Source organism: Vibrio profundi (assembly GCF_043642225.1).
Taxonomy (GTDB): Bacteria; Pseudomonadota; Gammaproteobacteria; order Enterobacterales; family Vibrionaceae; genus Vibrio; species Vibrio profundi_A.
This window is the reverse complement of the sequence record NZ_JBHZSF010000028.1, coordinates 1-12,207: the sequence shown is the minus strand read 5'-3', so window position 1 is coordinate 12,207 and position 12,207 is coordinate 1. Positions and strand designations below refer to the sequence as shown.

Below are 12,207 nucleotides of genomic sequence, written 5' to 3'. Positions count from 1 at the left end.
TTCATGTAACGAGAGCTGTCTTGCGGCTGCAGCGACTCCCACTTTCTCTGCCAGCTTCATGGTTCCTGCTTTAAATTAAGGAGAATGGATAATACGTTTCTTCTTGCTTGTCATGGTTCACCTCATTAGTGATTGTACTCACTTAACTCAGTGTCCAAAACTGCTGGTGCGGATCAGTCGGTTAAAACCGAAATAGGCGGTCGGCTAGCTCCGAAATATGCACCTTTTTCCCGCGTTATTTACGACGAAAATGTATTTTGGTAAAAATTATAAAAACTTTACGGATTTTCCAGATTTTTACGTTCCTATCTATTTAAGGTTGTTTTATATATTTTTCATGATGATAAGGCGTAGCCCTAAACCTTTATGAATAAAAGCTTAATGGTTTTCATTTGATGCGGCTTTATTCAAATTTTTATCAGTAACTAGGTGTAGATGCCGATTTTTTATATTCATCAAATTGAGTAAATATAAGGTATATGATACCGTTCGTGTTTGTTGTAAATCATGTAAAAGTTCAACTTGATTTATGAAATGCAGTTGAAATATATAGCTTATTTGCTAGGAATAGCAGGACTTTCGGCTGTTCCTAGTGATTGTATTAGTGTCAATTTAACAAATTTATTAGGAAGAGTATGCAAGACCAAGGTTTGGCAAACTTCGAGAGTATCGAAGAGTTTAGACGTGCCTTTTTATCTGTGCATGAAGCACGCGTAAAAGCAGGTAAAAGTATTGAGAATAGTCAGAAAACTGTAGAAAACAGTACAAAGGTCGTTCAGCACCATAGTTCTTCTCTTAAACGTACCATGTCATCCATTGAGACTTACCTCTCAAAAAATGAATCTGTGATTGATTCGTCACTGGATGATTTGCGCCAAGGAGGTAAGCCTTCTTCTTCTTTGGAAAGTGAGCGCGAACACGCACAAGCATTTACCAATCTACTGAACCAAGCTCGTCAGTTAACAGATATTTCCAATAAGACTCCATTAGCACAAGACATCATTGCTCAACTGACAATGTACAGCAAACAGATCCCTCAAGAGTGGCAGCCAGTTGCAGATACTTTAGGTGAGATCCGCGCATCAGAAAATGCATTCTATAGCCATTATCAGCACTTGCTTGATGAAAAGAGAGCAGAAGAAAAACGTCAGCGAGAAGAAGAAGCTCGCTTGAAAGCCGAGGCAGAAGTAAAGGCGGAATTAGCCGCTTCACGCCGTAAGAGTCTACAAAAGAAACTGATATGGACAGCGGCATTCGTTTTAATGGTAACAGGCTTTATTCAGACTCAAATGGCTTAAGGTTTTCCGATGATTGAACTAGATACAAAACTTAAAGATGCGGACCTAAAGCGCAAAGAGCTGGGTCAAAAATTCAAACAAGCATTCAGCGGCAGAGCTGATAGCGTTCGAGAAGTGGTCAATTACCTAGAAGAAACGGTATTGCCCAATGCACAAGCACAAGCTGAACAGGTCGTTTCAGCGAGCCACCAACAGCTTGCCACTTCAGTAGACGACATGGGACAGGTATTAGCTCGCTTACCCGCACCGCTGCAACCTTGGTTGTCAGACGTTGATTGGAATACCTACGCATTTGATCATAATTACCTACCGCGTAACTTTGTTGTGGGTATGGAAGACATCACCTATACCGATGGTCAAAGTGCGGAAAACGTTGTTAGCGTACCGAAAGAGATTCCATTTTATAGCTCTGATTACTGCTATTACTTTGCTCAAGACGAGAACTCAGTCAGCATTATTAACGCTTTCGTTTTTCGCCTAGCAACAATGCTACCGTACTCGTCCCAATTCACCCTGATTGATCCAATTAAAATGGGGCAAAGCTTCCCATATACCAAGCGTTTGCCATTTAAACGTATGGTCGATAATGATGTGTCCCGTGTACTGGAAGAAATTCTGACAGATATCGTACGCATTCAAAACAGCTACCTTGATAACAACACAGAGCGTCTGGTTGATGTTGATGAAGAGATTTTGGGCAACGCAAAGTTTGAACTGATTGTTGCAAAAGACTTTCCGCAAGCGTATGACCGTCGTTCGATTGAACTGCTGGCTAAGATCGCTAACACAGGCCCGAAAGCGGGTAAAATGGTGTTGCTTGATCTTGACCCTAATGCCGAGTTACCAAACGGTTTATCACTAAAAACGCTTTTTCCAGAATTGCGTCATGTCTACAAGAATGAAAATCAGATCCTCTGGAACCTAGGTAAAGGTTATCGAGATAGCGTTGAAAATTCAGAGGTAATGAATGCGATCCTTGATGGCTTAAGCCGAGCAAAACCAAAAGAGACCAAATTGGGCTTCTCCGATGTGATCGTTACCGACCCAAGTCAGTGGTGGCAAGAGAATGCAACTGAGGTGATTTCGGCGCCAATTGGTGGTTCTGGCAGCCGTAAGAACGATATTGAACTTTGGTTTGGTGAACGTAATAAACAGCCATCATCACACGGCATGTTGGCGGCAATGACAGGTGCAGGTAAGTCTAACTTATACCATGCGTTTATTTTGTCGATGGCAAGTCGCTACAGCCCTGAGGATGTTCAGTTCTACCTTATCGATGGTAAGCAGGGGGTTGAATTCCAGAGCTACCCGAAACTGCCCCATGCACGCGTAGTCTCGCTTAACACAAGCCCACAATTAGCTCGTAGCGTACTTCAAGAGCTATTAGATGAAATGAACCGTCGTAACGACATGTTCAAAGAGCTTGGCTTCTCAGACTTTATTAGTTATCGAAAAGCGGGGTCACCAAATGGTAAGTTGCCGCGTTTAATGCTGATCATCGATGAATATCAAACACTGTTTGAAGATGACAAAACGGGGTTAGGCTCACAGCTGATGATTGCTATCGCATCGCAAAGCCGAAGCGCAGGTATTCACATGTTTGTTGGTTCACAGAAATTCGTGGTGCCGGGTATGTCTCAGCCTCAAGCGACATTTAGTAACATCAACTTACGTGTTGCGATGAAAATGAGTGGTGAAGAAATTACGTCATTACAAGAGTTTGGTTCCAAAGGTAAGCAGCTAATTCGCGGCTGTACCGAAACCGGCCAAGTGGTGACGAGCCATAATGGTGGTGTGGATGAAGTGCCATGTGATACCGGTCGTGTGGCGTATATTGAAGAGTCTCAGCGCCAACAACTGCTTGATCAATTTATTGCCAAGTGGGCCGAGCAAGGTGGCGAAAATCATACCGTATTACTTGATGGCTCAGAACAGCCTCAAGTTGTGGATAATGCCCAGTTAAATACACTGTTTGCTCATCACCCACAACGTCCAACGGAAGATGAGTGGATTCGTTACGCGAACCAACCTCAGCACCTTGGCGGTCTAAATGAACACGAATGGTATCCAGTAGAACGCCCTTCTGTTTTCTGGCTTGGCAAAGAGATGAACATTCATGGTCAAGCTAAGGTTATATTGCGTCGTCGAGCCGGTGAGCACATGGTGTTAGTGGGCGATAGTAATGAAGCTCGCTTAGGTATGTTGGGTTACATGGTGGCTCAAATGCCAATCAATGCACAGAGTGTTCAATACCAAGTTCACATTTTAGACCGAAGCATTAAAGGTTCTCAGTGGTATGGTGTTATGGCTGCTGCCAATGAAAAAGCGTTAGCAAACAATGCGACCTTCTGCGAATCCTTTAAAGATTTCGCCCCTCAACTTGACGCGGTTGCTGTAGAACTGGAAAAGCGTCGTGAGATGGACGAAGAAGAGATGTTGGCTGAACCATCAATCTTTATCGTGATTAACGAAGCACAACGTGTGAAAGAGCTTGCGAAGCAAGATAATGCTCACGGTATGAAAGTTCATGTGGATGAAAGCGGAGCTCACTTTACAACACTACTAGAGCATGGTTCTGAGTATGGTATCCACCTAATCTTGAGCTTTGATAACGTTCGTTCAGTAACAAAAGCCTTCGATCGCAATGATATTGAAAGCTTCCGTCATAAAATTGCTCTGCAAATGTCAGAGGAAGATAGCTTCCGTCTATTAAAAACTCGTGATGCAGCCAAACTGCAAGCGGATGGTAAGAAGCCTATTTATGCACTTCATATCGACCAAATGCAAAATCGCCCAACGAAGTTTAAACCGTATTGCTACACCCAAGCTGATTTGCTCAACAGCAACTTAGCGTACTTAGCTCAGCTATACGCTAAGTGGAGTTAATTCATGTCGTTAGATCGAGTTGAAGAGCAAATTCCTTTGTTGCTGGGAGAGCTAGAAGCCCTCAGCAGCCAAGTGAATAAGCAAATCGGTCTTCTAAGTGTTCAGGCGGAGAATACTCTGCCTGAGCTATCAGAAGAGATGCAATTACAAATGCAGCGTGACTTAGTGGAAATCGAAGACCTAGCAGGTTTAATTGCTAATGTTCGCTGTACTGAGTTGGCCGACCAACTACAACATAAGTTGGCGATCATCAGGAGTTATCTGCATGAATAAGCTACGTCAGCAAGAAGCACTGCAAGAGCTCACCATTGTCACTAATCAAACTTACACTCAAATCGAAACCTCAGTGGACTCAATGCGAAGCCGTTGGGCGGCGCTACGTGAAGATTACAATGGCATCGGCGCCGAAGATGTTGAATCTGAAATTACGACTATTTTAGCGCAAGCCGATCAACTGCTGAGTAAATTGATGGACTGGCGTGAATACTGTGCTCCTGGTTTCCAAAAGCAGCAAGCTGATACAAGCTCCTCAGAAGCGCAAAGTGAGGAGGAACCATGCAACCAAGATGGTTAGTCAATCAACTGGAAGAGTTAGATTACCAAACCGACTTTCAACTAGAGTTGGTGACATCCTTACTGCATCAGTCTCAAGCCATGCATACGTTAACACAAGATTACATTGGCCTTGCTAAGTCCGATGTGTTTGCTTGTTATGAGTTGTATGAGTCATTAGAAAAAGGCTATCAAGCGGCATTAAATCATGCCCAAACACGTCATCGCCGTGTGGAAGAGCAATTGGATCATGCTATTGATACTGAGACATCAAGCACCACTAGCTTGGAAGATGCGCATAACCTGCGCTCGACTTGGAGTGAACAAACAGGTAAAGCTCAAAACTGGTACACACAAGCTGACAATCATCATGCAAGCTGTACACGAAAGAAAGAAAGTGCTGAACGTGATGATGATGCAGCTCAAAGTCGAAAAGATCGCGCTTATCATGCTTTGCAAGTCGCGAGAAGTCGACCTCCAGTTCGAGTCTATGAAGGGAAAGACAGTAGTGGCCGAGACGTATACCGCTATGACCCGCCAGATACTTACGCGGAAGAAATGGCTTATAGCGCTGCATGTGCTCATGCTAGCCACTGCCGAAGTATCTACAACGAAGCTGTCAGACAGCTCGATGCTGCAATACGTGAGCGAAATAAAGCCATACATCAGCTCAACGGTGCACGAGCGGCGCTTTCAGATGCTAGAGAGTCAGTAAACCTTGCTGATCAAGCGTTGCAAGTGGCCAATGATGGTAAGCGTCAAGCAAACTATAGTCATGATTTCTCAACATACTGTCTACAAGTATTAGAGCAAGTTAAATCGCTCCTTGATGAGTTCAAAAAGACATGCCAACAGCAAACCGATACGGTTTCGAAGCTCGAAAACGATGCAAACCAAGCCTTTTTGCAACTGCGCAACCTAGAAAACCATCATGAATCGATTCAAGGTGAAGTGTTCTCTTTGAAGTACACGCTTCAAGATAAAGTTTCTTTGCTTATCGCATTTGATCAACCTCTTAGCCGACGGTAATTTTAGACTCCATTATGCCTTCATTTGAACCTAGTTATTTTCGAACCACGCTGACTCATCTAGAGGAAGAGCGTGAAAATACATATTACTCCAAGTGTAACTTTGAAGAGCACTGGGAGACGCTGCGTACACGATGGAATGATGCCGCAGGGCGCAATGTCGACACGCGTAATATCACCGCTTTGGTGGATGTGTATGCTCAAGCTTTAAGCCAGAGCCAGCAGCATATTGAAACCACCAAACAATGTGCTGATTTGTTAGACAGCTTACGCCGATTATTGATTGATGCAGCTCACCATCATGAACAATACAACCGCTTATTTAATGAGGTGAATAACCAAAGTGAAGAGCGCGACCGCGCTTTACGCAGCAGTGAAAACTTGACTAAACAAGTGGAGCAGCAGCAACAGCAAGTGGCAGCGAAAAAGCAGTCTGCTGGCAACCATGTACCATTGATTTAAGGATAAAACCGTGAAGTTAGTAAGAATACTGCTTAGTAGCTTGGTGATGGCATTGGTTGGCTGTTCAAGCAGTGACAAGCTTCCTAGCAACGACAATCAAGATGAAGTGGCAGGCTTAAATGGCCTGCCGATCGGTGCGGAAGGGCGAGTGTTTAAACTCTCATCTTACACGCCACAACAGGTGCAAGATATTCAATATGCACTGAATGCTCGTGGTCTTTATTGGACCGCAGCTCAAACCCCAGCCTATTTAAATAGTCTGGCTTGTCCTATTGAAATCTACGCCCACCGAGGGCATTACAACTACCCAGAAAACTCCTCTTCCTCAATCTTAATGGGCGCTATCGGTGGCTTTGACGGAGTGGAAATTGACGTGATGTTAACCCGCGATGGCTACTGGGTCGTCCACCATGACAGTTACACCGGTCGTGCGACAGGGCGATCTGACGGTAAGCGCTATCGCATGTCGAGTATCAAAGGGAAAGAGTGGAATAGCTTAGTGGTGCGTGACAAAGAGGGTTACTTGACCAACGAACGAGCGCCGTATGCAATAGATGCATTTGAACGTTGGGGAAACAGTTATCAACTTGGTCAACAGTTGAATATTGAAATTAAAGAAGATGCCGACATCGTAGAGCTAAATCAGTTGCTGCGTATGGCGCGCGAGACACTTCCTCGTGGCAGCTATTTCTTTAGTTCACTCGAGTTTGACGTATTGAAGAAGATGCGTGAACTCGATAAATATGTTTACTTAGGTTACGTATGGGAACCTCACCCAACTTCGATTGCAAAAGCGAAACAGGCTGCCAAAAAAGCGGCTAAGTCTGATGTGCTGTACCAAAAATATAATCGTCAGGTCAACTGGGTATCAGACTACGAAGCGCGTAAACGTTCGCGTAGTAAATCGCAAAAACACTCAGCAAAAACGGTACGTAACGCTCTTGGTGTGAACAGTGGATTGCATGTCGATATTCGCAGCTTCGTTGGTGCATCGACTATTTACACACGCTCTCATCAAGCCGGCTTAGATCGCGTTGCAACCTACAGCATCAATGGTACGGATTACCATCAAGCTCAATTGGCTTACTTGGAAAATCGAGGTCGCCAATTGCCAGATGAGACCATCATGGATACCTCTAAGTTTGTGGCTTGCCATCGTTTATACCCTAACTTAGCGAACAAGGTGCGTTCTTATTCTCCGACGACAAGCTATGGACGCGCGATCATGACGCTACCGAATGACGCAGACTTCAGCCGTCTTGAGGAGCAGTTAATGTACCTAGAAGACAATCACTACATCACATCCAATGGCAAAGTTCTTTCTATGGCAAGAGCCTCAAGACCACCTGTGAAAGTGAAATCGAAGTCGAACACAAAAACGACCATTGCCTCACCACGCGTATTCATCCCTGAGGATGAAGATTTATCGCTAGAGACAAAGCCCATTCATATCGAAATTCCTAACTAAGAACCCAGTATGGCTACAGAAAAGAAACAAGAAAGCGCAAACAAAGCGCAAAGAGCAAAGCCAAAATGGTTTGCGATAACACTGTTTGTTATGTCGTTGTGCTATCTCATTCCAGAGGTAGTGTTTAACGCGAAATTAGTAGAAGTTGCAGGTGGCGGGAGCGTTGATGATCAAACGCTGCACCTTGTGGAACTATTTGGCCGCACAATTTCAGGTATCGGCGTTACTTTGTTAATCGCTGATTTACTGCTTAAAGGGCGACTGGTGAGTTCCGTGCCAAGAGCCATTATGAGCTTTTCTCTCGTGGCTTTAATTGTTTGGCCAACGGTGTTCTTTGGTCAAAAACTTCTTATCGATAAATTTCTAGTTGAACCATCGACACCACAGCAACGTCAAGAAGCGTTCTTTGCATCGATATTACGCTCAAGTTTAGCCGCCAATGCGGTGCAGATATCTGGCCTACCGTACGACTCTAAACACGCGACTTCACCAACGGAAATGACCTTTTTAGCCATGATGGGTGGCCTTGTTTACGCCAATGATGAGTTTATTCAACATGTCGATGATAAGAAACGTCAGATCCTAAATCGCTATATTGAAAATAAAGCGAACAGTCAGTTTGATGAATACTTCAATGACTATACAAGTATGCGATCTGAAGTGTTGTCTTCTTACAAGCAATATCAAACTGGTGTCGATAAGTACAACAAGAATGTACGCCAAGTACCAAACAGGGCGAATGAAGCATGGGAAGATGTCGAAACGCAGATTGCTCAAGGTTGGAAAGACTACCGCAACGCTGAAAAAGCCTACCTAGCGAGAGCAGAAGCTCGCGCGCAAAAAGTGGCACCGAAAATCTATGACCACTTTGAAGACCGCAACCGCTGTATCGACCGTTACGGTGGTAAAAGCAGTAAACGTGACCGTCTCAACCGTTGTATTACCGATGAAGAGAAGCAATACGCAAAAACGCTGAAAAACGCAGGCATTCCATATCAAGAAATGGACTACTGGTTGAAGCGTGAAATGCGCAGAACCAAAGGTGAAACATCACTGTCTGAAACGGCAATGACGTTAGGCTTGTCTGCGGTGCTTGCGGGTTTAGAAATAGCAAGCGGTGATGCCGGCAAGCAAGATATTCGAGAAGTATTCACTAACGAGGTCGCTCACTACACACCACGCATCTTAGTACTATGGAAAGGTAAGTTTGAGCGTGAGACGGGATACCCTATGGGTATTAGTGGCATCAAGCAGTTTCGTAATCACTCTGTCACTGCACAAAAGGTACGTTCGAGAGCAGCGAAAAAAGGCATTCATCTTAAGAAGAGCTGGCGTGTTTCTCATATCACAGCATTCAAAAACACCGTAAAAACGCAAGCGCGTAAGAAGATCGACCAGAAATGGGATGATGAAATGGCAAGCCGTGGCATGGATATGAAGCCAAACTTGTCTTGGAAGGCGTTCCAGACACATCCGCAAATTCAGGCGCGTATTTTGGAGTCAATGGGTGAACGTAATTACGTGAAGCCTATGATGGCAGACTGGAATAACAAACAGTTCTACACCAAAGTAGTGAAGGTAAACATCAAGCGTGAAACTCAATATTGGCTTCGCTATATTGAGTCAGTTCGTTCACAGTTTGAAGATGGGGCACCATTGGCAGAAAATGGGAAATCGGCACTTCGCTCGATTATCGTACCGCCCATTTCTATGTCGCTGTCACTATTACTGGTTCTACTCACCGTAGTTAAGCTGCCGTTCAAGTTCTGGGCGCTCATTGACTACGACAAAGATTTTGAAAACGAACAAAAGCCGTGGGAGAAATATGTCAGCCCAGCATTATCAGCCTTAGTGATTATTGCGGTGTTTGCTGTGCCTCTGCTAGTGGGGAATTCTAAGTTTACGGAAGAGAAATCGACCACGAGTTACTTCTTAGATAAGTTTGACGAGACAGTCTCGCCGGTTGGATCCGTTGCACTTAAATGGGTACTCCATACCCAGCCCATTGTGCAGCCAATTGGGGCTAAGTTTGATGAAAATATGCAGATTACCGCATTGTTCAAAAATACCCTAGAGCACTCTATTGGTGAGTTGGACAAGATAGTGATGGTTAAGCTTAACCCGCCGAAAGCATTGGCTTCTAAAGAGGTACGCCAAGGCTTTGAGGATCAAAAGCAGGCGATTACTCAATCTGGTCAGTTGGTCGATTTACCGTTTACAGTTCAGACCAATGCGCCAAATGCCAAGATTCGTGTAATGAACATTAAGCCACGATATAAAGCGGGAATGAAGCTTCCTTCTGGCAACTACCATGTCGAAGTGAGCGCCTCGGGTTACAAAACAAAACGACTTTGGGTTTCCCACAATAAAGGGAGTAGCACTCATCAAGTCAATGTCCCGAAGAGTTAATTAAACCGACTGCCCCTACTGAGATGTGGGGAATGACTTACAAAGGTGCTGAAATGCACCTTTTTTATTTCGTGGTAATAAGTGTGATGTTCTGATTGACCATTGATAAATCTCAATAAAAAGCCAAATTATATCAGAACTTACGATTTCTGGTCTGATAGTGGAAGCTAAAGGGGCAGTGAAGTTAGCCACTGGAAACAAGATTAACGACAGGCAATAAGTGATCTTATATGCCCTGAATATCGCATTATCAAGTAACCAGTGAAAGTCTGTGTGAGTGCTAATTTTTAATCCACTTAGTCAGCGTATAGAAATCATCACCAGCTTTTGTTTCTACTTTCACATAGTGTCTGCTATTGGCGTTGACGACGTTCCCACTATGCTTAAAATCCAATGTACGGCAACTGTTTGGTAGGTTACGTACCTTTTTTAGCTCTTTCATACCAATAGCCAAGGGTATATGTACAAATCGTAATATCTGTAATCGAAAATGGCACGAAGCTAGCGTTCAAATGTGCGGTCTCTGGGTTGAAAAAATTAGACACCAACCAGCAGAAATGGCTTGAGAAAGCGGTTAAAAAACATAAAACAAAGCCCTCTAGTTCATCGCCAAAATGTTGATTTCAACACGGCGGTTACAAGCACGACCTTGGGTGGTTTTGTTATCAAAAACGGGGTAACGCTCACCAAAACCTTGTGTTACAACACGTCCAGAAGCCACCTTCTGATTAATGAGGTAGTTATCTACCGATTGAGCTCGCTGCTCTGAAAGTGTTTGGTTATTTGACTCATCGCCAGAGCTGTCAGTATGCCCTTTAATCTCCAATCGGGTATCTGGGTATTCAGCGAGGATCAGCGCTACGCTATTCAAGGTAGGGTAGATAGTTGAAGACAGGTGATATGAACCTGAATCGAACCCCCATAATAAGCTGAAGTCTTTTCTCGTTAATGCGTTTCACTTGAACACCAGAGCTTACCAATTGTTGGCGTAGTGCTTGTTCTTGCTGGTTCATATAGTAGCCAGCACTGTCACCGACCACGCCCCCAATAGCTGCGCCGCGTAGTACATCAGAGCTATTTCCTGCCGCTGCACCGATTGCAGCGCCCGCTAACATGCCAGCTAAAGCGCCTTTAGTTGCCGAGTTGCCGCTGCACCGATTGCAGCGCCCGCTAACATGCCAGCTAAAGCGCCTTTAGTTGCCGAGTTGCCGTAGCATTTTGTCGTTGAGTCGCTGACAGCCAGAAAGCAAAGCTGCGATAGATAAGGTGACGATCACACGTTTCATAGAATCTTTTCTCACTAATAGTCGTTGATTAGTTTTGATGATACTGGTCATAAATGAGTGGTAGATGGATGCATTCAATCTATTTACACTCGATACAAAAGAAACGGTAATAATATGGGTAAATGGTTTTTTGTTGGACAGTCAAAATACCGCTTTATCGTTTGATTGATTAAGTTCTGATTAACGAAAGATGTGATGTATTACTATTTGAAGAGCGGTATTTGTGAGGAATATATTATAGAGCATCCCGAAACTGATGCTCTATAACGGATTAACAACTAGGGTGAATGAATCATTCTCTTTTCACACTGTATTATACCAATCGTAGTAAATAACTGTTCACCCTAGCTTGTTAAAATGCTCGGTAACCGCGTTAGAATTTTGATTGTAGAATAACTGCTTATCGAAACAAATGGTAGAAAAGAGCCGCCTCGTCCTCAAGCCTTTTCCTGCGCTGTTTCTGATCATTTACTTACTGTGATTGGAATTAGAATGAAAGTGACCTAAAGAATCACGAGTTCAATTTTGATTCTGTAGATAAAAGTTGAGATTCCATGTACAAGGTTTGTGCAACTTGCCCTGTTATTCACCTGTAAGTTCGATAAACAACCAATTGAATTAAAAAGATAAAATATCTGTTGATCTCACTGCTCAATCCGTTAAAGTACACCTCGTTCTCACGGCTTAGGTCGCTGAGAGGTGGTGTTTTACTCTTCAGTAATCAGCATCGCATGATTGCGTTGCCCTGGTGGTGGAATTGGTAGACACAAGGGATTTAAAATCCCTCGGCGTTCGCGCTGTGCCGGTTCAAGTCCGGC

Annotated in this window: 9 protein-coding genes and 1 pseudogene; 8 read left to right on the top strand and 2 right to left on the bottom strand. The window is 43.9% G+C overall.

What is annotated here, in order from left to right; genetic code table 11:
- The first annotated feature begins 635 nt into the window (after positions 1-635).
- Genes ACHUFI_RS22085 through ACHUFI_RS22050 form a run of 8 tightly spaced genes read left to right on the top strand, consistent with a single transcriptional unit; the run spans position 636 to position 10,103 of the window.
- A complete protein-coding gene (locus ACHUFI_RS22085) occupies positions 636-1,298 on the top strand; it encodes a hypothetical protein (protein ID WP_394253124.1) in 663 nt (220 codons plus the stop codon).
- 9 nt (positions 1,299-1,307) lie between these two features.
- Positions 1,308-4,184, top strand: coding sequence for an FtsK/SpoIIIE domain-containing protein (locus tag ACHUFI_RS22080; protein ID WP_394253122.1), 2,877 nt, complete (start codon positions 1,308-1,310; stop codon positions 4,182-4,184).
- A gap of 3 nt (positions 4,185-4,187) precedes the next feature.
- Complete coding sequence (locus ACHUFI_RS22075) at positions 4,188-4,457, top strand: hypothetical protein (protein WP_394253120.1); 270 nt, start codon at positions 4,188-4,190, stop codon at positions 4,455-4,457.
- On the top strand, positions 4,450-4,758 hold the full coding sequence (locus ACHUFI_RS22070; protein ID WP_394253118.1) for a hypothetical protein: 309 nt from the start codon (positions 4,450-4,452) through the stop codon (positions 4,756-4,758). Before ACHUFI_RS22075 ends, ACHUFI_RS22070 begins: the two co-directional genes overlap by 8 nt.
- The gene (locus ACHUFI_RS22065; protein WP_394253116.1) at positions 4,740-5,765 is read left to right on the top strand and encodes a hypothetical protein; all 1,026 of its coding nucleotides are present in this window, start codon (positions 4,740-4,742) and stop codon (positions 5,763-5,765) included. Before ACHUFI_RS22070 ends, ACHUFI_RS22065 begins: the two co-directional genes overlap by 19 nt.
- A gap of 14 nt (positions 5,766-5,779) precedes the next feature.
- Positions 5,780-6,226, top strand: coding sequence for a hypothetical protein (locus tag ACHUFI_RS22060; protein ID WP_394253114.1), 447 nt, complete (start codon positions 5,780-5,782; stop codon positions 6,224-6,226).
- A 10-nt stretch (positions 6,227-6,236) separates the two neighbouring features.
- The gene (locus ACHUFI_RS22055) at positions 6,237-7,694 is read left to right on the top strand and encodes a glycerophosphodiester phosphodiesterase (protein WP_394253112.1); all 1,458 of its coding nucleotides are present in this window, start codon (positions 6,237-6,239) and stop codon (positions 7,692-7,694) included.
- Positions 7,695-7,703: 9 nt separating this feature from the next.
- On the top strand, positions 7,704-10,103 hold the full coding sequence (locus ACHUFI_RS22050; RefSeq protein ID WP_394253110.1) for a peptidase associated/transthyretin-like domain-containing protein: 2,400 nt from the start codon (positions 7,704-7,706) through the stop codon (positions 10,101-10,103).
- A 280-nt stretch (positions 10,104-10,383) separates the two neighbouring features.
- On the opposite strand, the gene ACHUFI_RS22045 is transcribed toward ACHUFI_RS22050, so the two are convergent.
- Together ACHUFI_RS22045 and ACHUFI_RS22040 are read right to left on the bottom strand one after the other, a co-directional pair.
- Positions 10,384-10,545 carry a hypothetical protein gene (locus ACHUFI_RS22045; protein WP_394253108.1) on the bottom strand — a complete coding sequence of 54 codons (162 nt, stop codon included), beginning with the start codon at positions 10,543-10,545 and terminating at the stop codon, positions 10,384-10,386.
- 156 nt (positions 10,546-10,701) lie between these two features.
- Positions 10,702-11,389: pseudogene (locus ACHUFI_RS22040) on the bottom strand (OmpA family protein).
- Between the last annotated feature and the right edge of the window lie 818 nt (positions 11,390-12,207).